The sequence below is a fragment of the Comamonas sp. CMM03 genome, assembly GCF_019218715.1.
GTDB classification, from domain to species: Bacteria; Pseudomonadota; Gammaproteobacteria; order Burkholderiales; family Burkholderiaceae_C; genus Comamonas; species Comamonas terrigena.
The window spans coordinates 557293-579254 of the sequence record NZ_JAHUXB010000003.1; the positions used below are offsets into that span (position 1 = coordinate 557293).

Sequence of the window (21962 nt, forward strand, 5' to 3'; positions counted from 1 at the left end):
TCAAGACACATGGCAAACATACTGGTGGTCGACGACGAACTGGGGATCCGCGATCTGTTGTCGGAAATCCTCAACGACGAGGGTCACAGTGTGGACCTGGCGGAGAACGCGACCCAGGCCCGGGAGGCCCGCAACGCGAGTTCGTACGATCTGGTCCTGCTGGACATCTGGATGCCCGATACCGATGGCGTTTCCCTCCTCAAGGAGTGGGCCACGGCCGGGCAGCTGACCATGCCCGTCATCATGATGAGTGGCCATGCCACCATCGATACGGCCGTGGAAGCCACGCGCATCGGGGCGCAGTCCTTCCTGGAAAAGCCCATCACCTTGCAGAAGCTGCTCAAGGCGGTCGAGCAGGGGCTTGCCAAGGCGGGCAGCGCGCCTGCGCCTGCCGCCTCGGCATCCACGGTGTATGTCGAACGCCGCGACATGGCCGGCAGCGACCTGCCGGCATCTGCCGCTGTGCCCAGCATGGTGGCGCCCCTGTCCAGCCGCGCCGGCCTGCATGACGCGGCACTCAGCGCGCACCAGGGCTTCGATCTGGACCGCCCCTTGCGTGAGGCGCGGGATGGTTTCGAGAAGGCCTATTTCGAGTTCCACCTGGCACGCGAAGGCGGCTCGATGACCCGTGTGGCCGAAAAGACCGGGCTGGAACGCACCCACCTCTACCGCAAGCTGCGCCAGCTGGGCGTGGACCTGGGCCGCAACAAGCGCAATGGTTGAAGAATTTGGCGCAACTTTCCTGGTGGCCCCAAATTTGTGTATATAATCGAGAGCTTCAGGCCCGGTAGCTCAGTCGGTAGAGCAGAGGATTGAAAATCCTTGTGTCGGCGGTTCGATTCCGTCCCAGGCCACCAAAATTGAAAAAGCGGACGGTGCAAACCTTCCGCTTTTTTCATGCCGAAGTCCGCGTTGCGCAGTCCTGTGCATTGCGCGGGAAACTGGCCGAAAAGGCCTTCGGCAGGCCCTATAATTGCCCAGATGCGGCCCGGTAGCTCAGTCGGTAGAGCAGAGGATTGAAAATCCTTGTGTCGGCGGTTCGATTCCGTCCCAGGCCACCAGATACAAAGCCCCAGATCAGCCATGGTCTGGGGCTTTTTGCATGGCGCCTTCCGTGGCCCCGGACGGTGGCGGCCTCGTAAATCTCCGGTAAACGGTGTCGTATCGGTGCTGAAGCCGGGTGTGCCTCCAGGGGTAAATACTTAAAATAAGAATAATTATTATTTGCAGTTTGTGAGGAATGGTCGTGCAAGTGCAGCCACACCAGGGGGCCGGGTTGGGCCATCGAGGAATGACGGTGCCACGCCGGGTGCGCGGAGGCCTGCGGTGAGCGCCCCGGCCGGCAAGCAGGTGCCGCTGGCGCCGATGTGGCGCTACCGTGGGGAAGTGTTGCTGCGCGCGGTGTTCGCGCTGGGCGGGGGCTATGCCCTGAGCGCAGCCTGGGCCGCCGCAGCCGGTCTGGCTGCCGTGCAATGGCTGTCCATGTCCCGGATGGATGCCGTGATGTGGTCCACCGTGCTGTCGTTCGTGGTGTATGCCGTGGTGGTGCTGTGGGCGTTTGCCTGCGGCAGCACGCGCAAGGTGTGCGCCGCCATCGGCGGGGGCACCGCGCTGCTGGTGGCCGCCGCGTGGCTGCTGTCGGGAGGTCAGGCATGAGGCTGGACGGTAAACCCGAAGGACTGCGCCAATCGATGTCGTGGTTCCATACCTGGAGCGGACTGCTGCTGGGCTGGTTGCTCTATGCGGTGTTCTTCACCGGCACCTTGAGCTACTTTGTGGACGAGGTGAACGACTGGATGCGCCCCGAGCTGCATGTGTCCGTGCCCCAGGCCGACACGGCGGAAAAAGCGCTGGCGGGCATGCAGAAGCTGGCGCCGGATGCCAGCACCTGGACCATCAGCCTGCCCAGCGTGCGGCAGACGGCGGTGGCCGTGTCCTGGCGCCCGCAAGGGGCTCCGCAGGGACGTGAAGGGCTGCAGCGGGCCTATCTGGATGCGGCCACGGGGGAGGTGATTCCCGTGCGCGAAACACGTGGCGGCAGCTTTCTGTACCGCTTCCATTTCGAGCTGTATGCCATGCCCCGGATCTGGGGGCGCTGGATTGTGGGCATCGCCACATTCGTGATGCTGGTGGCCATCCTCAGCGGGGTGATCACGCACAAGAAGATCTTCACCGATTTCTTCACCTTCCGCCCGCGCAAGGGACAGCGCTCCTGGCTGGATGCGCACAATGCCACGGCCGTGCTGGCGCTGCCGTTTCACATTGTCATCACGTTCAGCGGCCTGCTGCTGCTGATGACCATGCTCATGCCCTGGGGCGTGCATGCCGTGTATGACGGCGACACGCAGCGCTTCAACGCGGAACGGCGCGGCGTGGTGCAGAACGCGCCACCGCAAGGCGGCGCCCGCGAAGCCGGGCGCGAGGGCCGCGAAGGGCGTGCAGGACGTGCGGGGCAGGCGGACGCCGGTCCGGTCGCACTGGCGCCCCTGGCCCCCATGCTGCAGGCCGCGCAGGCCCAGTGGCAGGGGCGCAGCGTGGCCGCCATCACGGTGCAGAACCCCCATACCGCCCGTGCCAAGGTGGAGCTGCGGGAAGAAGGCTCCTCCAGCCTGAGCAACCGCGGCAGCGGCCAGCGCCTGGTGTTTGACGGAGTGACCGGCCAGCTCCAGGAGGCGCCCGCGCCGCGCGTGCCGTCGGCCATCAACACCTTCATCGGCAGCGTGTCCGGGCTGCACCTGGGGCGCTTTGCCGACCCGGCCGTGCGCTGGCTGCTGTTTCTGTCCGGGGTGGTGGGCACGCTGATGGCGGCCACCGGCATGGTGCTGTGGGTGGTCAAACGCCTGCCGGAACGCCGCAAGCGCGGTTTCACGCCCAGGGGCCATCGCCTGGTGGAGGTGCTGAATGTGGCCTCGATCGCCGGTCTGTCCGTGGCGGTGGCGGGCTACTTTGTGGCCAACCGCTGGGTGCCGGTCGGCATCGCCGAACGCGCGGAAGCCGAGATCCACTGGTTCTTCGGCATCTGGCTGGCCTGCCTGGTGTATGCGGCGCTGCGCCCCCATGCCAAGGCGTGGCTGGAACAGCTGGCGCTGGCGGCAGTGGCATTTGCCGCACTGCCGCTGCTCAATGCCGCCACGGGCGGCGCAGGCCTGTGGCACACGCTTGCCCGCGGGCAGTGGAGCGTGGCCGGCTTTGATTTGATGATGTGGGCGCTGGCGCTGCTGCACGCCGCGGTGGTCTACCAGCTGTGGCGGCGCCAGCGTGCGGCGCAGCCGGCCAAGCCCGCAGCGGTGGCATCGGGTGGTTCGGCACTGCCCAAGACTGCGCTGCAGGCACCGGAGCAACAGCCATGAACACCTGGATCGCGTTGTTGTGGGGCGTGCCTGCGTTTGCGGCCCTGAGCCTGGCCATGGAGCGCCACCATGAGCAGATGCTGGGAGAAGAGCTCGGCGTCCGCGGCATGTGGCTCTGGCGGGCGGTCGGTACCGCCTTGCTGCTGGGCTCGCTGCTGGTGTGTCTGCACGGCTGGGGCGCATCGGTGGCGGTGGCCGCATGGCTGGGGGTGCTGACGTTCGCGGCCCTGTTCACCGGCCTGATGCTGACCTATGCACCGCGCCAGCTGCGCACCGTGGCCACGGTCTGCACCGTACTGGCCGTAGCGGGGCTGGGTCTGCTGCGCTGAGGCGCTGCTGCAGGGCAATGGCCGGGGGCGGTGCGCTGGCGCATCCGGCCCGGCCGGCGCGTGGGACACGGTAAGCTCTCGGCTTTGACCAGCAGGCAGGGGCCTGCTGGCATCTGCAGGAGAGCATGTGGCAGCAGCGCAGCAAGCACCAGACACAGCATGGCAGCCGGGCCTGATCGCCCTGCACGGCAACCAGACCGAGGCCCTGGCCGATACGGTGCTGGCGTGGCTGGCGGCGCACCCGCTGCAGGCGCTGGAGCCCGAGACCGTGCTGGTGCAAAGCAATGGCATGGCCGAGTGGTTCAAGATGCGCATGGCCGACACGTTGGGGGTCTGTGCCGCCGCGCGGGTCGAGCTGCCGGCGCGCTTTGTCTGGCGCAGCTACCGCCAGATCCTGGGCAAGGAGGCAGTACCCCGTGAATCGCCGCTGGACAAGACGCCGATGATCTGGCGGCTGATGCGCCTGCTGCCCCAATGCCTGGCGCTGCCGGAATTCGCCCCCATTGCCAACTTTCTGCGCCCCGGCGAACCCCAGCGCCTGCTGCAGCTCGCCGAGCGCCTGGCCGATCTGTACGACCAGTACCAGATCTACCGTGCCGACTGGCTGGAGGCCTGGGCTGCCGGGCAGGATGTGCTGCGCAACCCTGGCCGCCCGGATGTGCCCGTGCCCGCCGTGCAGCAATGGCAGCCGGCGCTGTGGCGTGCAGTGCTGGCCGAGCTGGAGCCACATGAACGTGCCGCCACCCGCCCGGCGCTGCTGGCGCGGGTGCTGGGCGCATTGCAATCCGGCCAGCCGCCGGTGAGTCCGCTGGCGCGCCGTGTGGTGGTGTTCGGCATGGGCCAGATGCCGCTGTCGCTGATGCAGTTCCTGAGCGGGATTGCGCAGCACAGCCAGGTGCTGATTGCGGTGCCCAATCCCTGCCGTTTTCACTGGGCCGATGCCATCGACGGGCGCGAGCTGCTGCGCCAGGAACGCCGTCGCCATGCGCACAAGGGCGGGCGCGATCTGGCGCAGATCCCGCTGGAAGCCATGCACGCCCATGCCCATCCGCTGCTGGCCGCGTGGGCCCGGCAAAGCCGGGACTATGTGCGCCAGCTCGATGCCTTCGATACCACCAGCAGCACCGCCGCCCAATGGAACTGGCCGCGGGTGGATGTGTACGACGAAGCCGACGCCCAGGATCTGGCCCAGGCACCGCTGCTGACCCAGGTGCAGCAGCGCATCCGCGACCTGGTACCGCTGGCGGAGCACCCGCCGCTGGCGATTGCGGCCAGCGACCGCTCCATCGTGTTCCACACAGCGCACGGCCTGGTGCGGGAGCTGGAGGTGCTGCACGACCAGTTGCTGCAGCTGCTGGCCCAGCCGCCGGGTGCAGGCCAGGCCGCGCTGGCACCACGCGATGTGGTGGTCATGCTGCCGTCGATTGAAGAGGCCGCGCCGGCGGTGCGCGCCGTGTTCGGCCAGTACGGCCGCCACGATGCGCGCCATATACCGTTTGACATTGCCGATGTGGGGGCCCGCGCCAGCAGTCCGCTGGTCACGGCCCTGCAATGGCTGCTGCACCTGCCACAGCAGCGCTGCCGTCTGAGCGAGCTGTGCGACCTGCTGGATGTGCCGGCCGTGGCCGACCGCATGGGGCTGGCGGCCGATGCACTGCCCCAGCTCACGCAGTGGATGGCCGGGGCGGGCATCCGCTGGGGGCTGAACCATGCCCAGCGTGCCCAGCTGGGGCTGCAGGCCTGCGGTGACCCCAACAGTGCCTGGTTTGGCTTGCAGCGCATGCTGCTGGGTTACGCCAGCGGCGGGGCCGTGGATGTACCGGCCCAGGCATTCTCCGGGATCGAGCCCTACGATGAAGTGGGGGGGCTGAGCGCCGAGCTGGCCGGCAGCCTGGCCAGCCTGCTGCAGCGCATGCTGCAATGGTGGCAGACGGCGCAGCAACCCGCCGCGCCGGCGGTGTGGGCCCAGCGCTTTCGCATGCTGCTGGAGGACTTCTTCCGCAGCCGCAGCGATGAAGACCAGGCCTTGCTGGCCGCGTTGGACCAGGCCCTGGTGCGCTGGCAGACCGCGTGCGAGCAGGCCGGATTCGAGGCCGACCTGCCGCTGGTGGTGGCGCAGGAGGCCTGGCTGCAGGCGCTGTCCGAGCCGGCGCTGGAACAGCGCTTTCGCGCCGGTGGCGTCACCTTCTGCACGCTGATGCCGATGCGCGCCATCCCGTTCGAGGTGGTGTGCCTGCTGGGCATGAACGACGGCGACTATCCGCGCCGCGCCAGCCGGTCCGATTTCGACCTGATGGCCCAGCCCCAGCAGCAACGCCCGGGCGACCGCGCCCGGCGCGACGACGACCGCCAGCTGATGCTGGATGCACTGCTGTCCGCACGCCGCATGCTGTACATCAGCTGGGCCGGGCGCCATGTGCGCGACAACAGCGAGCAGCCGCCGTCGGTGCTGGTATCCCAGCTGCGGGACTACCTGGCACAGGGCTGGCAGGGCGATGCCGCGGCGCAAGGGGATTTGCTGGCGCAGCGTACCCGGCAGCACCCGTTGCAGCCGTTCAGCCGCCGGTATTTCGAGGACGGCTCGCCGCTGCACACCTATGCCCGGGAATGGCATGCGGCCCATGCCGCGGACAGTGCCGCCACGGCACCCGGCATGCCGCCGCTGGAGCTGGACCCGGACGTGCCCTTGAATCTGGCGCGCCTGGCAGACTTTCTGCGCCACCCCGCCCGGGCGTTTCTGCGCCACCGGTTGTTGGTGCGCTTTGAGCAGGAAGACAAGGTGGTGGTGGACGACGAACTGTTCCAGGTGGACGGCCTGACCGCCTACCAGCTGGTGCAGCAGCTGCAGCAGGATGTGGTGGCCCTGATGGCCGGTGCTGCACCGGTGGATGTGCCGCAGCAGGTGGCCCGGCAGGTGCAGCGGCTGGCACGTGCCGGTCGCCTGCCACTGGCGGGGCTGGGCGCGCGGGAGGCCGAAGCCCTGCAGCAGCAGGTCATTCCCTCGCTGCGCTGCTGGCAGGCTTTGATGCAGGACTGGCCGCAAACCGCGCCCCGGCAGCGGGTGCTGCTGCGCGAAGGCGAGGTGGTGCTGGACGACTGGCTGGACGGCCTGCGGCAACGGCCCGATGCCATCTCCCTCGGGGACGGCGAACGGGGCGGGCATTTCGACCAGGCCTGGTTTGCCATGGACCCGCGCACGCTGCTGGACAAAGAGGGGGCGGTGCGGCCCGACAAGCTGCTGGGCTTTTATGTGCGCAGTCTGGCGCTGTCGGCCACGGGCAGCCCGGCGCTGGGCTGTGTGGTGGCCCGCGACACGGTGCTGTGGGCACTGCCCATGGCCCAGGCCGACGCCCAGGCCCGGCTACAGCAGCTGATGCAGCTGTGGCTGCAAGGCCAGAACGCCCCGCTGCCCTTGCCCCTGCGCACCGCCATGGCGGTGGCCGCCGGCGATCTGCAGGCGGCCGAGCAGGCCTATGCCGGCAGCCATGTGCTGGACGGCGAATGCCAGGGCCCGAGCTGGGCGCGCTGCTACCCGGGCTGGGACGATCTGCTGGCCAGCGGGGCGCTGGACACCCTGGCGCTGGCCGCCTATGGGCCGCTGCTGGACTGGAGCAGCACCTGCCTGTGGGTTGATAGAGGCACACATGGCGTGCACGCTGGGGAGCCGTCCGCATGAGCACCGTGAACGCCTCTTACACGTCCAGCGGCCATGTGCTGGACGCCATCCGCTTTCCGCTGTGGGGCTCGCGCCTGATCGAGGCCAGCGCCGGCACCGGCAAGACCTGGACCATTGCCGCGCTGTATCTGCGCCTGGTGCTGGGCCATGGCGGAGAGCAGGGCTTTGTGCGGCCGCTGATGCCGCCCGACATTCTGGTGATGACCTTCACCCGGGCGGCCACGCGCGAGCTGTCGGACCGCATCCGGGCGCGCCTGATCGAGGCCGTGCAGTGCTTCCGCGGCGAGGCCGAACCGGCAGCGCACGACCAGTTCCTGCGGGAGCTGCGCGACGCCTATCCGCAAGGGGCCGTGCGCGAGCAGGCGGCCTGGCGGCTGGACATGGCGGCGCAGTGCATGGATGACGCGGCCATCCACACCATCGATGCCTGGTGCCAGCGCATGCTGCGCGAACACGCGTTCGACAGCGGCAATCTGTTCGATGAGGTGCTGGAGCCGGATGAAAGCCAGCGCCAGATCGAAGCCGCCCACGATTACTGGCGCCAGCAGTGCTACCCGCTGTCGGGCGAGTTGCTGGAACAAGCCCTGGCCGTGTGGCCCCATGTGGGCGCACTGGTGGCCGATATGCAGGCCTTGCTGCGCGAGCCCGTGCCACCGGCGGCCGGGGCGGGCACGCTGGCGGCCTGCATTGCCGCTGCCCAGGCGCAGCAGACACAGACCTTGCAGGCCCTGGCCGCCGGCTGGGAGCAAAAAGCTCAGGACCTGGAAGACTGGCTGGACGGCCAGCTGGCCCACCACAAAGCCGCCTGGAACGGGCTGAAGCTCAAGCCGGCCAACTACAAGGGCTGGCTGCAGACCGTGCGCCGCTGGGCTGCCGCGCCCCACCCGGATCTGGCGGCGCAGCTGAAAACCGGGGCCACCCGGCTGGTGCCCGCCGGTCTGGAGGAGGCGCGCAAAAGCGATACGCCGGTGGATCTGCCGCCGGCATCGCAGGAACTGGCCGAGGTGCTGCAGGCCCTGGCGCAGCTGCCCAGCCTGCGCAGCAGCTTGCGCCTGCATGCGGCGGCCCAGGTGCAGCTGCGCCTGCAATGGCTCAAGCAGCAGGCCGGCACCTTCGGCTTTGCCGACATGCTGCAGCGCCTGGACACGGCACTGGCCGGCGACAACGGCCCGGCGCTGCGCGCCAGCATCCAGGCCCAGTACCCGGTGGCGCTGATCGACGAGTTCCAGGACACCTCGCCGCTGCAGTACCGGTTGTTCGACCAGATCTACCGCACCCGGGACAACAGCGCAGACAGTGCGCTGCTGCTGATTGGCGATCCCAAGCAGTCCATCTACGGTTTTCGCGGTGCCGACATCTACAGCTACCTGCAGGCGCGGCAGGCCACGGCCGGGCGGCACTATGTGCTGGGCACCAACTACCGTTCCACCCAGGCGCTGGTGCAGGCCATCAACCACTGGTTTGCCGGTGCGGAGCAGCGCCCGGGCGAGGGTGCTTTCATGTTCCGCACCAGCAGCGCGCAGAACCCGCTGCCGTTCGAGCCGGTGGCCGCCCAGGGCCGGCGTGAGGTGCTGATGCAAGGCCCGGTCCCGATGCCCGCGCTGACCGTGGTCTGGGATGGCGAGGTTAGCGCGGAGCCGCTGAGCAGCGATGCCATCCGCCGGCGTTTTGCCGTGCATTGCGCCGACCAGATCGTGCGCTGGCTGATGGATGCCTCCACCGGCTATGCCGAGGGCACCCAGCCTTTGCAGCGCCTGCGCCCGGCCGATATTGCGGTGCTGGTGCGCACCGGCAAAGAGGCGGCAGCCGTGCGCCGTGCGCTGGCGCAGCGCGCCGTGGCCTCGGTCTATCTGTCGGACCAGGATTCGGTGTTCGCCAGCGACGAGGCACAGGACCTGCTGTACTGGCTGCGTGCCGTGGCTGCCCCACTGGATGCCCTGGCCGTGCGCGCCGGCCTGGCCACCCGGCTGATGGGCTGGTCGCTGGAAGCCCTGGCCCAGCTGGCCGCCGATGAAGAGGCTTTCGACGCCCACAGCGAACAGCTCAAGGAGCTGCATGGCATCTGGCTGCGCCAGGGGGTGCTGGCCATGCTGCGGCAGACGCTGTACCGCTTCCAGCTGCCGGCCCGCTGGCTGGCCGGCCTCGGGGGCGAGCGGCGGCTGACCAACTACCTGCACCTGGCCGAGCTGCTGCAGACGGCCAGCGCCCAGCTGGAAGGCGAACAGGCCCTGATCCGCTGGCTGGCCACCGAGGTCGACAGCCCGGGCGGCGGCGGTGAAGCGCAGATCGTGCGGCTGGAAAGCGATGCCGATCTGGTCAAGGTGGTGACCGTGCACAAGAGCAAGGGGCTGGAGTATCCCGTGGTCTGCCTGCCGTTCGCGGGCAGCTTCCGTGCGGTGGAAAAGCGGGGCACGGCCTATCTGTCGCTGCCGGTGCAGGGCGAAGCCGGGCCGGCGCGGGAACTGGTGCTGGACTTTGACAGCACCCAGCTGGCCCAGGCCGACAGGGAGCGCCTGCGCGAAGACCTGCGCCTGCTGTACGTGGCGCTGACCCGGCCACGCCATGCGCTGTGGATGGGCATGGCGCCGATGAAACGCGGCAATGGCAAGGCCTGCGTCAACGAACAGGGTGCGGCCGGCTATGTGCTGGCCGGCGATGCCGTGCATTCCGTGCAAGGCTGGCGTGCCCAGCTGCAGGCCCTGGCACAGGGCTGCCCGGAGATCCGCGTGGTGGATGCCCCGGCCGAGCTGCCGGCGGTGCAGCGCTGGCAGCCTCCAGCGGCTGCGCCGGCCTTGCGCCCGGCGCAGCCGTATGCGGCGGAATTCGACCGCCGCTGGGGCATTGGCAGCTTTTCGGCGCTGACCCGTGCCATGGCCGCCGCCAGCGTGCCGGTGCTGCCGGTGGTGGCGCTGCACCCGGCCGATGACGAAGTGCCGTCCACGGCCGGCGATGCCACGCCACCGCCATCCGACCTGGGGCTGGAGGGGCTGCCGTTGCCTTCCGCCGACACCGGTACCGCCGCCGTATGGCACCGCTTCATGCGCGGCCCGGTGGTGGGAAATTTTCTGCACGACCAGCTGGAATGGCTGGCTGGCGAAGGTTTTGCCCTGCCGCCAGCGCCACCTGACGAGGGCGCTGCGCCGGACGAGCTGGAAACCCGGCTGTTGCGCCGCTGTGAACGCGCCGGCCGCAAGGACCAGGGGCTGGATGTGCTGCGCTGGCTGCGTGCCGTGGTCCACCAGCCGCTGGTGCCGCTGCCGGTCAGCCTGGTGCAGCTGGGTCAGGAAGGGACGGTGCTGGCCGAGATGGAGTTCTGGCTGCCAGTGCAACAGCTGTCGGCGCCGCGCATCGACGCCCTGTGCCGCCAGTTCATCCTGCCCGGGATGGAGCGCCCGGCGCTGCCGCAGCGCGAGCTGCACGGCATGCTGATGGGCTTTGCCGACCTGGTGTTCTGCCATGCGGGCCGCTACTGGGTGCTGGACTACAAAACCAACCACCTGGGGGCGGACGCCCGCGCCTACAGCGCCGAGGCCCTGGCGCAGGCCATGCTGGAGCACCGCTATGACGTGCAGGCTGCGCTCTACCTGCTGGCGCTGCACCGCTTGCTGCGCAGCCGCCTGGGCGATGCCTATGTGCCGGCGCAGCAGCTGGGCGGGGCCCTGTATTACTTTTTGCGCGGCATCGATGGCGTGACACAAGGCATGCAGGTGCTGCCGCAGTCCCCGGATCTGCTGCGCCTGCTGGATGCGCTGGATGCCGAGCTGGGCGAGGAGGTGCAGCCATGAAGGCCAAACGCGTGCGCGATGTGCAGACCCTGGACCTGTTTGCAGCGCCGGAACTGAGCGTGGCCGACAGCCTGACGGTGCTGGACCGTTTCAGCGATGCCGGCCTGCTGCGCCGGCTGGATACGGCCCTGGCCCGCTTTGTGCACAGCCAGGATGCGGCGGCCGAGCCGGCCTTGCTGGTGGCGGCCGCCGTGCTGGCGCAGATGGAAGGGCGCGGCCACAGCTGCCTGCCGCTGCAGGCGCTGGTGCAGGCCCCCAACAGCGTGCTGGCCTGGCCGGCCGAGGCACTGGCGGCGCAGCAGGCGCTGTGGGCCCAGCTGCCCTCGGATGTGGCGCCGTGGCTGGCGACGCTGGCGCGCAGCCCGGTGGTGCGCGTGGTGGGGCGCGACGCCGATGCCGGCCAGCCCCTGGTGCTGCTGCCCGGCGCCGAGCCGCTGCTGTATCTGCGCCGCTACTGGGATTACGAACGCACCGTGGCCGAGCACCTGGCCCGCCGCACGGCGGTGGAAGCCCAGGCCGTGGACGACACGGCTGTGCGCCACTGGCTGGACCGGCTGTTCGGGCCGCCGCAGCCGCAGGCACCCCTGGACTGGCAGAAACTGGCCTGTGCGCTGGCGCTGCGCGGGCGGCTGTCGGTCATCACCGGGGGGCCGGGCACGGGCAAGACCTATACCGCCGCGCGCCTGCTGGCGCTGCTGTTTGCCACGGCGCCCGACGCGCAGCAGCTGCGCGTGGCGCTGGCGGCGCCCACGGGCAAGGCGGCCGCGCGGCTCAAGCAGTCCATCGATGCGGCACTGCTGCAGTTGCACGACGCGGTGCAGCCCGGGCTGGATCTGAAGACGCTGGTGCAGCGCATGGGCGCTGCCCGCACCTTGCACGCGCTGCTGGGCGCACGGCCGGACACGCGGCATTTCCGCCACCATGCAGGCCACCCGCTGGATGTGGATGTGCTCATCGTCGATGAGGCGTCCATGGTGCACCTGGAAATGATGGCGGCGGTGCTGCAGGCGCTGCCGCCCACCGCGCGGCTGGTGCTGCTGGGCGACAAGGACCAGCTGGCCTCGGTGGAGGCCGGCGCCGTGCTCGGAGACCTGTGCCGCGGCGCGCAGGACGGCGGCTACCTGCCCGACACCGTGGCCTATGCCCAGCGCGTGGCGGGGCAGACCATTGCACCCGCCTTCACCACGGCACAGGCCGCCATGCCCCTGGCCCAGCACACCGTCATGCTGCGCGAAAGCCGGCGTTTTGGCGGGCCTATCGGCCAGCTGGCGCTGGCCGTGAATGCGGGCGATGCGGCGCAGGCGCAGCACCTGCTGCTGGAGCAGACCCGCAGCGGGCTGGACGGTGCGCTGTGGGCCCACCAGGGCGGTCCGGCCACGGCCATTGCCGCCATGGCGGTGCAGGGCCGGGGTACGCAGGCCGGCTATGCCGCCTACGCCCGGCAGCTGCAGGCCGGGCGTGCCGCGCGCTGGGACAATGAGGCCGCGTACCAGGACTGGGTGCGCTCGGTGCTGGCGGCGTTCGACCGCTTTCGCCTGCTGTGTGCGGTGCGCGAGGGCGACTGGGGCGTGGCGGGACTGAACCGTGCCATCGAACAGGTGCTGGAGCGGCAGGGCCTGCTGCGCAAGGATGGCGAGTGGTACCTGGGCCGCCCGGTGATGGTGACGCGCAATGACGCGCAGCTGGGCGTGTCCAACGGCGACATCGGCATGGCCCTGCCCAGCTGGGCCGATCCTTCGCGCTTGCGCGTCTACTTCGCGCAAGGCGAACAGTTGCATGCGGTCAGCACCGCGCGGCTGGCGCAGGTGGAGACCGCGTTTGCGATGACAGTGCACAAAAGCCAGGGCTCGGAGTTCGAACACACGGCCCTGGTGCTGGCCGCGCAGGGCGGCCATGTGCTGAACCGCGAACTGGTCTACACCGGCATCACGCGTGCGCGCCAGGCGTTTTCGCTGTGGTCCGAAGGGGCAGGGCTGCTGGCATCGGCCATTGGCAGCCCCACCCAGCGCAGCAGCGGCTTGCTGCGGTTTCTGGGGGCCCCGCCGGCTGCGTGAGTGCAAGGCGGGTGCAGGCATGCACCGCCTGCAGTCCTGTGGGGCGGAATGCAGAGCGTCCGCAGGCCGCCGCGGGGTCAGTGGGCGTAGACCGCGTCCCAGCTGGTGAAGCCTTTGACTTCGATGGGGTTGCCGCTGGGGTCGTAGAAGAACATGGTCCACTGCTCGCCGGGTTCGCCTTCGAAGCGCACCTGGGGCTCCAGCACAAACTGCGTGCCGGCGGCCTTCAGGCGCTCGGCCAGGGCCAGCCATTCCGGCTTGAGCAGGATCACGCCCAGGTGGGGCATGGGCACCATGTGGTTGCCGACCTTGCCGGTGTTGGCCACCGCAAAAGGCTGGCCCAGGTGCAGCGAGATCTGGTGGCCAAAGAAATCGAAATCGACCCAGGTGTCGGTGCTGCGGCCTTCGCGGCAGCCGAGCACGCCGCCGTAAAAGCGGCGCGCGGCGTCCAGGTCGGTCACATGGTAGGCAAGGTGAAACAGGCTTTGCATAGTGGGCCGAAGATAGCACCCCCGGCCGGGCCTGCCGGGCAGATCTTGTCATGCCGGTGTCAACTGGCTTGGGGTCGTGCAGGTGCTGCTGCACCCCTGGGCGCAGGGCGGCAGGCCCTGCTGCGGCGAGCGCCCGGCATGCCCCGCACGCCCGTGCGGAGGGCCCCGGGGCGCGCTGGGCCGTTGCGGGTCAGGCCAGCGTGTAGGCGGTCTTGACCGTGGTGTAGAACTCCTGGGCGTAGCGGCCTTGCTCGCGCGGACCGTAGCTCGAGCCCTTGCGGCCGCCAAACGGCACGTGGTAGTCGACCCCGGCCGTGGGCAGGTTGACCATCACCATGCCGGCCTGGCTGTGGCGCTTGAAGTGGGTGGCGTACTTCAGGCTGGTGGTGGCAATGCCGGCCGACAGCCCGAAAGGCGTGTCGTTGGACACGGCCAGGGCTTCGTCGTAGTCCTTGACGCGGATCACGCTGGCCACCGGGCCAAAGACCTCCTCGCGGTTGATGCGCATGCCAGCCTCGGTGTCCACGAACAGCGTGGGCGCCATGTAGAAGCCGTCCTTGCCGCTGCCCGTGTGGCAGGCCACGCGGCTGCCGCCGGCCGCCAGGCGCGCGCCTTCGGCCTTGGCGATTTCCACATACGACAGGTCCTGCTCCAGCTGGGCCTGGCTGACCACCGGGCCCATGTCGGTGCCGGCGGCGCGCGCATCGCCGACCTTGATCTTGGCCATGCGTGCCTGCAGGGCTTCGATAAAGGCGGGGTAGATCTTGTCGGTCACGATCAGGCGGCTGGATGCCGTGCAGCGCTGGCCGGTGGAGTAGAAGCCGCTTTGGGCCGACAGTTCCACGGCCTGGTTCAGGTCGGCATCGTCCAGCACGATCTGGGGGTTCTTGCCGCCCATTTCCAGCTGCACCTTCTTGCCGTTCTTCACGCAGGCTTCGGCAATGCCGCGGCCCACGCCCACCGAGCCGGTGAAGCTGATGGCCGCCACGCCAGGATGGTTGACCAGAGCCTCACCGATCACGCGGCCGCGGCCCATGACCAGGTTGAACACGCCGGCGGGGATACCGCTGCGGTGGATGATGTCGGCCAGGGCCCAGGCGCTGCCGGGCACCAGGTCGGCCGGCTTCAACACCACGCAGTTGCCAAAGGCCAGGGCCGGGGCGATCTTCCAGGCGGGGATGGCGATGGGGAAGTTCCAGGGGGTGATCAGGCCGACCACACCGATGGGTTCGCGCGTGATCTCCACGCCGATGCCGGGGCGCACCGAAGGCACGGTCTCGCCGGACAGGCGCAGGCATTCGCCAGCAAAGAACTTGAAGATCTGGCCGGCGCGGCCGACTTCGCCAATCGCTTCGGGGCGGGTCTTGCCTTCTTCGCGGGCCAGCAGCTCGCCCAGCTCTTCCTTGCGTGCCAGGATTTCGCTGCCGATCTTGTCCAGCGCGTCGGAGCGGGCCTGGATGCCCGAGGTGGACCAGGCCGGGAAGGCGGCCACGGCGGCGGCCACGGCGGCCTGCACGTCCTGCGCATCGCCCTGGGCGTAGTCGCCGACCACATCGGACAGGTCGCTGGGGTTGGTGTTGGGGCTGTAGGTGGCGGCGGCCGTCCATTGGCCGTTGATGAGGTTGTCGTAGCGGGACATGGGGTTCTCCGTAAGAAAAAGAGGCAAAGGGCAGGGCGGTAGCCGCTGGCGCGGTCCAGGTGGGGGCGCCAGGCAAGGGCCGCCCCGCAGCGTTGGCGCCGTCCCCCTCCCGCGCAGCGAGAGAGGGGGAAGCGGCGCCAGCCGCTCAGGGGGTGCTTAACGCACCATGCAGGGCCGCTTGTTGTCGAACTTCCAGCCGGGGATCAGGTACTGCATGGCAATGGCGTCGTCGCGTGCACCCAGGCCGTGCTGCAGATACAGGGCGTTGGCGCGCTGCAGCGCGGCGCGGTCCACGGTCACCCCCAGACCCGGGGTCTGGGGCACTTCGACGAAGCCGCCACGGATCTGCAGCGGGTTCTGCGTGAGGTACTGGCCGTCCTGCCAGATCCAGTGCGTGTCGATGGCCGTGACCTTGCCGGGCACGGCGGCGGCCACGTGGGTGAACATGGCCAGCGAGATGTCGAAGTGGTTGTTGGAGTGCGAGCCCCAGGTCAGGCCCCAGTCGCGGCAGGTCTGGCCCACGCGCACGGAGCCGGCCATGGTCCAGAAATGGGGGTCGGCCAGCGGGATGTCCACGGACTGCAGCGACAGGGCATGCACCATCTGGCGCCAGTCGGTGGCGACCATGTTGGTGGCCGTGGGCAGACCGGTGGCGCGACGGAATTCGGCCATGACTTCACGGCCCGAGAAGCCGCCTTCGGCGCCGCAGGGGTCTTCGGCATAGGCCAGCACGCTGTGCATGTCGCGCATCAGGCGGATGGCATCCTTGAGCAGCCAGCCGCCGTTGGGGTCCAGGGTGACGCGGGCTTCGGGGAAGCGCCGGGCCAGCGCGGTCACGGCTTCGACCTCCTGCTCTCCGGCCAGCACGCCGCCCTTGAGCTTGAAATCGTTGAAGCCATAGCGCGCATGGGCGGCTTCGGCCTGGCGCACGATGGCCTCGGGGGTCATCGCCGTCATGTGGCGCACCTGGGTCCAGCTGTCCGTGCCCAGCGTGTCTTCGCCGGGTTTCACATAGGGCAGGTCGGTTTGGTCGCTGGGGCCCACAAAGAACAGATAGCCCAGCATTTCCACGCGGTCGCGCTGCTGGCCTTCGCCCAGCAGGGCGGCGACGGGCACGCCCAGGTGCTGGCCCAGCAGGTCCAGCAGCGCGGATTCGATGGCCGTGACCGCATGCACGCCGATGCGCAGGTCGAACGTCTGCAGACCGCGCCCGCCGGTGTCGCGGCCTTCCAGGGATTTCTGCACCGCCTGCAGCAGCTGCAGGTGCTGGCCGATGGAGCGGCCGATCAGCACCTGCTTGCTGTCCTCCAGCGCCTGGCGAATGCCTTCGCCGCCGGGGACCTCACCCACCCCGGTGTGGCCTGCGCTGTCGTGCACCAGCACGATGTTGCGGGTGAAGTAGGGCGCGTGCGCGCCGCTGAGGTTCATGAGCATGCCGTCGCGGCCGGCGACGGGGATGACTTCGATCTCGGTGATGGTCGGGGTAGTGGACATGGAGGGCTCTTCAACAGACGCAGGGAAAAAAGGGACCGCAGGACATCACTGTGCGGCGGACCAGGGCACCTCGGCTGCGGGGCGCCCTGTGGCGATGAATTGGTCCAGGTTGTGCAGCACGAGGTCTGCCATGGCGCGGCGGGTTTCGTGCGTGCCGCTGGCGATGTGCGGAGCCAGCACCACGTTGTCCAGGGCCAGCAGCGCGGGCAGGGGGTGGGGCTCGTCCTCGAACACGTCCAGTCCGGCGCCGGCGATGCGCTGGTGGGCCAGGGCATCGGCCAGGGCGGCCTCGTCCACCACGCTGCCGCGGGCCACGTTGACCAGGAAGCCTTGCGGACCCAGGGCAGCCAGCACCTCGGCATTCACCAGGTGGCGCGTGCCTTCGCCGCCGGCGGCGGTGATGACCAGGATGTCGGCCCAGCGTGCCAGCTCCAGCAGCGAGGGCAGGTACAGGTGGGGCGAGCCTTCGACCGGGCGGCGGTTGTGGTAGGCCACTTCCATGTCGAAGCCTGAGGCACGCCGCGCCACGGTGGAGCCGATGCGGCCCATGCCGAAGATGCCCAGGCGCTTGCCGCTGGCGCGCGTGCGGATGCCGAAACGGCCCTGGCGCCAGTCACCGCGGCGCACGAAGCGGTCGGATTCGCTGAGGCCGCGGGTCGCATCCAGTAACAGGGCAAAGGCCAGGTCGGCCACGCAATCGTCCAGCACGCCGGGGGTGTAGCCCACGCGCGCGCCGCGTTGCAGCAGGGTGTCCTTGTCCAGGGAGTCGAAGCCCACGCCGAAGCTGCTCACGAACCTGAGGTTGGGCAGGGCCTGGACCACGCGGGCGGGCAGGCCCATGGCGGCCGAGGTGACCGCATATTCGAACTGCGCGCCGTGCTCGGCCAGGAAACGGTCGGGATCGGCCTGCTGGGACAGGATGTGCACGTCGTAGCGCTGGGCCAGTTCGGTGTCAAGCTGGGGCAGCGGCATCTTGCCGTACTGGAGAACGCGTGGTCGGGAGAGCGCCATGCCGGGGAATCCTTGAGATGGTTTGGCAGCGCCGGGTCAACGGTGGGCTGCCACGGTGAGAGGGGGCGGCCAGAAGCCGCCCCGTGGTGGTGCGCTCGATCTGGCCGTTCAATCGGCGGTGATCTTGCGGGTTTGGATCAGCTGCTTCCAGCGCTCGTTTTCCTGGGCTTGGAAGCGGGTGAACTCCTCGGGAGTGTTGCCCACGATTTCCAGCCCCTGCTCCATGAAGCGCTTGCGGAGTTCGGGCTGCTGCACGGCCGCGATGGCCGCCTTGGCCAGCTTGGCCTTCACGTCCGCCGGCAAGCCCTTGGGCGCGGCCATGCCCTGCCAGGAATACACCTCGGCGCCTTTGACGCCGGCCTCGGCCAGGGTCGGCACATCGGGCAGCACCGGAGAGCGCTGGGTACCGGTCACGGCAATGGCGCGCAGCTTGCCGCTGCGCAGGTGCGGCAGCACCGCGTTGACGTTCTGGAACGAGAAGTCCACCTGGCCGCCCAGCAGGTCGGTGATGGCCGGAGCGCCGCCCTTGTAGGGCACGTGCATGGCTTCGGTGCCGGTCTGCTGCCAGAACAGCTCGGCCGACAGGTGGTCGGAGGAGCCGTTGCCGGAGCTGGCGAAGCTGAGCTTGCCGGGCTGGGCCTTGAGGGCGGCAATGACCTCGGCCACGGTGCGCGCCTTCTGCGATGTGCTGGCGACGAGGACGTTGGGCGCCTGCACCGGGATGGTGATGTAGTCGAAATCCTTGGTGGCGTCGTAGGGGACGTTCTTGATCAGGTGGGGCGCCACCACAAACGGGCCCAGCGAGGCGACGAGCAGGGTGTAGCCGTCGGCCGGGGCGCGCTTGACGGCGCCGGCACCGATGGTGCCGGTGGCACCGGGGCGGTTTTCCACCACAAAGGGCTTGCCCAGCTGTTCACCCATGCTCAGGGCCACGGCACGGGCCACCATGTCGGTGGAGCCGCCGGCGGGGAAGGGCACGATGACGTTGATGGGCTTTTCGGGGAAGTTGCCGGAGGCCTGGGCGGTGAGCGAGAGCGCGCAGCCCAGCGCAATCAGTATTTTTTTCATGTCTTTGTCTCCTGGGGCCGGCGGCTGCACGCAGCCGCCGGGGCCGGTTTATTGGGGACCGAGCTTGTCGATCAGGGCCTTGAGCTCTTCCATCTCATGGGGCTTGAGGTCCGACAGCGGCGCGCGCACGGGGCCGGCATCATGGCCGACGATCTTGGCGCCGGCCTTGATGATGCTGACGCCGTAGCCTTCCACGCGGTTGCGGATCTTCAGGTAGGGCATGAAGAATTCCTTGAGCAGCTTGTGCTGCGTGGCCTGGTCGTCGGTGCGCACGGCTTCGTAGAACTGCATCGCCGTCTTGGGGATGAAGTTGAAGACGGCCGAGGAGTACACGGGCGTGCCCAGCGCCTTGTAGGCGGCGGCATAGACTTCGGCCGTGGGCAGGCCGCCCAGGTAGGCGAAGCGGTCGCCCATCGCCATGAAGATGGAGGACATGGTTTCGATATTGCCCATGCCGTCCTTGAAGCCCACCAGGTTGGGGCAGCGCTCGGCCAGGATGGCCAGCGATTCGGGCGTGAAGCGGGTGCGGTCGCGGTTGTAGACGATGACGCCGAACTTCACGCTCTTGCAGACCTGTTCCACATGGGCGATCAGGCCTTCCTGGCCGGCTTCGGTCAGGTAGTGGGGCAGCAGCAGGATGCCGTGGGCACCCAGGCGCTCGGCTTCCTGGGCGTGGGCGATGGCGGTGCGGGTCGGGCCGCCGGCGCCGGCAATGATGGGCACCTTGCCGCGGCAGGTGTCCACGGCGGTCTTGATGATCTGGCCGTATTCCTCGCCGTACAGCGAGAAGTATTCACCGGTGCCGCCGGCGGCGAACAGTGCGCTGGCACCGTAAGGGGCCAGCCACTCGAGACGTGCGGCATAGCCCTTGGCATTGAAGTTTCCCTGGGCGTCGAAGTCCGTCACGGGGAAGGACAGCAGGCCGGAGCTCATCACGTTTTTGAGGTCTTGGGGAGTCATGGTCATCCTTGAAAAAGCAGACAAAAAGATCTGGCAGCTCAATCGAGCTGCAGTTGCGCGGTTTGCACCACGGTGCGCCAGCGGGCACGCTCGGCGTTGAAGAACTTGTCGGTTTCGGTGGGGGTCATGGTGACCACCTCGGCGCCCTGGCCGGTCAGGCGGGCACGGACTTCAGGGGAGCGGATGGCGGTCAGCAGCACCTGGTTCACGCGCTGCACCACGGCTTCCGGTGTCTTGGCCGGCAGGACCACGCCCTGCCAGGTGCCGGACGCAAAGCCCTGGGCCCCTTGTTCCGCCAGGGTGGGCACATCGGCAATCAGCGGCATGCGGGTGCTCTTGGAAATGCCCAGCAGCTTGAGCTTGCCGCTTTGCACATGCGGGTAGGTGGCCAACATGCCGTTCATCAGCACCTGGGTCTGTCCGGCCACGGTGTCCTGCACCGATTGCACGCCGCCCTTGTACGGCACATACACCCATTTGGCGCCGGTGAGGCGGGCCAGCTCCACGCCCGCCAGATGGGGGGCGCTGCCGTTGGCGGTGACGGCGAAATTCAGGTCCTGCTTCTTGGACAGTGCGACCAGCTCCTGCAGATTGCTGGCCTGCACCGAGGGGTGGACGACCAGCATGTGGGGCGAGTAGGCCAGCATGGCGGCGCCACGCAGGTCCTTGGACGGGTCGAAGCTGAGCTTGGTGTAGACCGCCGGGGAAATGGCCAGGGCCCCCAGGTCGCAGAGCAGCCAGGTGTAGCCATCGGGCTGTGCACGGGCGACGAATTCCGCGCCCAGATTGCCGTTGGCGCCGGGCTTGTTTTCAATCACCACGGTCTGCTTCAGTTCCTGCGAAATCAGCTGGCCGATGGAGCGGGCAATGATGTCGGAGCTGCCGCCTGGCGGGTAAGGCACCACCAGCCGGATCGGCTTGCTGGGCCAGTTATCGGCAGCCAGCAAAGGGCTTGCCAGCAGGCTTGCTGCTGTCAGTGCCAGCAGTGAGCGCAGAACGCGAGAGCGACGGACCATGGTGCTTGTCTCCTTTTTGTGGTCAGTCATCATACAACTCAAGACGGTGTGCTTCCAAGCGGTTTGGTACTAGGGGAAACACGGAATCGGCGGGTGTGCCGCGGGGTGGTGCACGCAGACGGGGCTGCGGGCGACGTGCCCCGTCCGGTGCGGGCTGCGGGTCAGGTGTCGGAGGGCAGGTTGGCGGCCTGGCTCAGGCGCTGGGCCAGGCGCAGGCGTTCGCGCGAATTGGTCAGGTGGATGCGCATGGCGGCGCGGGCCGAGTCTGCATCCTGGCGCTCGATGGCGGAAAAGATTTCCTCATGCTCCCGGTTCACGCGGCGCAGGTAGTCGGGGTCGCGCGGGGAGGTGTGGATGGAGGTGATGCGGTTGCGCGGAATCAGCAGGGTGCCGAAGTGTTCCAGGATGTCCCGGAAGTAGCGGTTGCCGGTGGCCTGGGTGATGCTCAGGTGGAAGGCCAGGTCATGCTCCACCGTGTCGTTGCCTTGTGCGAAATGGTATTCAAAGGCCTGCAGCGCTGCGCGCATGGCCTCCAGGTCCTGCGGCTGGCGGCGTTGTGCCGCCAGGCCTGCAGCCTCGGTTTCCAGGCTGATGCGCAGCTCCAGCACGGCCAGCACGTCGACCGATTCGCTGAGTTCGTGGGCGCTGAGCACGGGGCCCGGGTTGTGCTGGGCCGGCAGCACAAAGGTGCCGATGCCGTGGCGGGTTTCGACCAGGCCCGCCGCCTGCAGCTTGGACAGCGCTTCGCGGACCACGGTGCGGCTGACATCGTAGTTGCGCACCAGCTCGGACTCGGTGGGCAGCTTGTCGCCCTCGCGCAGCAGGCCCTGCCGGATCTTGTGGCCGAACTCCTCCGACAACAGGCTGGCCAGGTTGCGGTTGCCACGCCCGGCCTTGCTGCGCAGGGCGGCGCCCTCTGGCAGAACCGAAGGGGGGGAGGCTTGGGGTAATTCCGATGTCAGGCTGCGCATGGCCATGATGATAATCGTTTTATGTTGTATGACAACGTACTACATGGCCGCGCCATCCGGCGTGCCGCAGGGCCGTAACGGACCGGACCCTGGCGTGCAGCACCGGGCCTGCGAACAC

General features: G+C 68.7%; 15 protein-coding genes and 2 tRNA genes. 9 read left to right on the forward strand and 8 right to left on the reverse strand.

The annotated features are described in order from the left end of the window. The first annotated feature begins 9 nt into the window (after nucleotides 1–9). The 9 genes from KW830_RS13330 to recD all read left to right on the forward strand — a co-directional run bounded on the left by KW830_RS13330 (nucleotide 10) and on the right by recD (nucleotide 13194). Nucleotides 10–723: a response regulator gene (locus tag KW830_RS13330; protein WP_066541614.1), complete on the forward strand. Its 714-nt coding sequence runs from the start codon at nucleotides 10–12 to the stop codon at nucleotides 721–723. A 58-nt stretch (nucleotides 724–781) separates the two neighbouring features. Further along, a tRNA-Phe gene (locus KW830_RS13335) sits at nucleotides 782–857 on the forward strand. 128 nt (nucleotides 858–985) lie between these two features. Further along, nucleotides 986–1061, forward strand: a tRNA-Phe gene (locus KW830_RS13340). 265 nt (nucleotides 1062–1326) lie between these two features. Further along, nucleotides 1327–1656 (forward strand): iron transporter, encoded by a 330-nt coding sequence (locus tag KW830_RS13345; RefSeq protein WP_098066028.1) that lies wholly within the window; start codon nucleotides 1327–1329, stop codon nucleotides 1654–1656. Between the two features lie 35 nt (nucleotides 1657–1691). Beyond that, nucleotides 1692–3350 carry a PepSY domain-containing protein gene (locus KW830_RS13350; RefSeq protein WP_255578354.1) on the forward strand — a complete coding sequence of 553 codons (1659 nt, stop codon included), beginning with the start codon at nucleotides 1692–1694 and terminating at the stop codon, nucleotides 3348–3350. Continuing rightward, a complete protein-coding gene (locus KW830_RS13355) occupies nucleotides 3347–3679 on the forward strand; it encodes a DUF3325 domain-containing protein (RefSeq protein ID WP_218333406.1) in 333 nt (110 codons plus the stop codon). Before KW830_RS13350 ends, KW830_RS13355 begins: the two co-directional genes overlap by 4 nt. 127 nt (nucleotides 3680–3806) lie before the next feature. Beyond that, complete coding sequence (recC, locus tag KW830_RS13360; protein WP_218333407.1) at nucleotides 3807–7355, forward strand: exodeoxyribonuclease V subunit gamma; 3549 nt, start codon at nucleotides 3807–3809, stop codon at nucleotides 7353–7355. After that, nucleotides 7352–11140, forward strand: coding sequence for an exodeoxyribonuclease V subunit beta (gene recB / locus KW830_RS13365; protein ID WP_218333408.1), 3789 nt, complete (start codon nucleotides 7352–7354; stop codon nucleotides 11138–11140). Before recC ends, recB begins: the two co-directional genes overlap by 4 nt. Beyond that, the gene (recD, locus tag KW830_RS13370; RefSeq protein WP_218333409.1) at nucleotides 11137–13194 is read left to right on the forward strand and encodes an exodeoxyribonuclease V subunit alpha; all 2058 of its coding nucleotides are present in this window, start codon (nucleotides 11137–11139) and stop codon (nucleotides 13192–13194) included. Before recB ends, recD begins: the two co-directional genes overlap by 4 nt. 77 nt (nucleotides 13195–13271) lie before the next feature. On the opposite strand, the gene KW830_RS13375 is transcribed toward recD, so the two are convergent. From KW830_RS13375 to KW830_RS13410, 8 genes are all read right to left on the reverse strand, one after another. Beyond that, the gene (locus KW830_RS13375; protein ID WP_066541624.1) at nucleotides 13272–13685 is read right to left on the reverse strand and encodes a VOC family protein; all 414 of its coding nucleotides are present in this window, start codon (nucleotides 13683–13685) and stop codon (nucleotides 13272–13274) included. A 190-nt stretch (nucleotides 13686–13875) separates the two neighbouring features. Continuing rightward, a complete protein-coding gene (locus KW830_RS13380) occupies nucleotides 13876–15324 on the reverse strand; it encodes an aldehyde dehydrogenase family protein (protein ID WP_066541626.1) in 1449 nt (482 codons plus the stop codon). Nucleotides 15325–15480: 156 nt separating this feature from the next. Then, nucleotides 15481–16818: an enolase C-terminal domain-like protein gene (locus tag KW830_RS13385; protein ID WP_218333410.1), complete on the reverse strand. Its 1338-nt coding sequence runs from the start codon at nucleotides 16816–16818 to the stop codon at nucleotides 15481–15483. A 45-nt stretch (nucleotides 16819–16863) separates the two neighbouring features. Further along, the gene (locus KW830_RS13390; protein ID WP_192334933.1) at nucleotides 16864–17829 is read right to left on the reverse strand and encodes a 2-hydroxyacid dehydrogenase; all 966 of its coding nucleotides are present in this window, start codon (nucleotides 17827–17829) and stop codon (nucleotides 16864–16866) included. A gap of 108 nt (nucleotides 17830–17937) precedes the next feature. Next, on the reverse strand, nucleotides 17938–18897 hold the full coding sequence (locus KW830_RS13395; protein WP_218333411.1) for a tripartite tricarboxylate transporter substrate binding protein: 960 nt from the start codon (nucleotides 18895–18897) through the stop codon (nucleotides 17938–17940). Between the two features lie 48 nt (nucleotides 18898–18945). Then, nucleotides 18946–19857, reverse strand: coding sequence for a 5-dehydro-4-deoxyglucarate dehydratase (gene kdgD / locus KW830_RS13400; protein ID WP_218333412.1), 912 nt, complete (start codon nucleotides 19855–19857; stop codon nucleotides 18946–18948). 38 nt (nucleotides 19858–19895) lie between these two features. After that, nucleotides 19896–20873, reverse strand: a complete 978-nt coding sequence (locus tag KW830_RS13405) for a tripartite tricarboxylate transporter substrate binding protein (protein ID WP_218333413.1) — start codon at nucleotides 20871–20873, stop codon at nucleotides 19896–19898. Between the two features lie 161 nt (nucleotides 20874–21034). Next, nucleotides 21035–21844 (reverse strand): FadR/GntR family transcriptional regulator, encoded by an 810-nt coding sequence (locus KW830_RS13410; protein ID WP_218333494.1) that lies wholly within the window; start codon nucleotides 21842–21844, stop codon nucleotides 21035–21037. Between the last annotated feature and the right edge of the window lie 118 nt (nucleotides 21845–21962).

What these genes read in the sequence shown, in the direction of transcription:
- recD (WP_218333409.1), top strand. Translation starts at nt 11,137, where the DNA reads ATGAAGGCCAAACGCGTGCGCGATGTGCAGACCCTGGACCTGTTTGCA.
- KW830_RS13395 (WP_218333411.1), bottom strand. Translation starts at nt 18,897, where the DNA reads ATGAAAAAAATACTGATTGCGCTGGGCTGCGCGCTCTCGCTCACCGCC.
- KW830_RS13380 (WP_066541626.1), bottom strand. Translation starts at nt 15,324, where the DNA reads ATGTCCCGCTACGACAACCTCATCAACGGCCAATGGACGGCCGCCGCC.
- KW830_RS13355 (WP_218333406.1), top strand. Translation starts at nt 3,347, where the DNA reads ATGAACACCTGGATCGCGTTGTTGTGGGGCGTGCCTGCGTTTGCGGCC.
- KW830_RS13390 (WP_192334933.1), bottom strand. Translation starts at nt 17,829, where the DNA reads ATGGCGCTCTCCCGACCACGCGTTCTCCAGTACGGCAAGATGCCGCTG.
- KW830_RS13330 (WP_066541614.1), top strand. Translation starts at nt 10, where the DNA reads ATGGCAAACATACTGGTGGTCGACGACGAACTGGGGATCCGCGATCTG.
- KW830_RS13375 (WP_066541624.1), bottom strand. Translation starts at nt 13,685, where the DNA reads ATGCAAAGCCTGTTTCACCTTGCCTACCATGTGACCGACCTGGACGCC.
- kdgD (WP_218333412.1), bottom strand. Translation starts at nt 19,857, where the DNA reads ATGACTCCCCAAGACCTCAAAAACGTGATGAGCTCCGGCCTGCTGTCC.
- KW830_RS13350 (WP_255578354.1), top strand. Translation starts at nt 1,692, where the DNA reads ATGTCGTGGTTCCATACCTGGAGCGGACTGCTGCTGGGCTGGTTGCTC.
- KW830_RS13410 (WP_218333494.1), bottom strand. Translation starts at nt 21,844, where the DNA reads ATGCGCAGCCTGACATCGGAATTACCCCAAGCCTCCCCCCCTTCGGTT.
- KW830_RS13385 (WP_218333410.1), bottom strand. Translation starts at nt 16,818, where the DNA reads ATGTCCACTACCCCGACCATCACCGAGATCGAAGTCATCCCCGTCGCC.
- recB (WP_218333408.1), top strand. Translation starts at nt 7,352, where the DNA reads ATGAGCACCGTGAACGCCTCTTACACGTCCAGCGGCCATGTGCTGGAC.
- KW830_RS13405 (WP_218333413.1), bottom strand. Translation starts at nt 20,873, where the DNA reads ATGGTCCGTCGCTCTCGCGTTCTGCGCTCACTGCTGGCACTGACAGCA.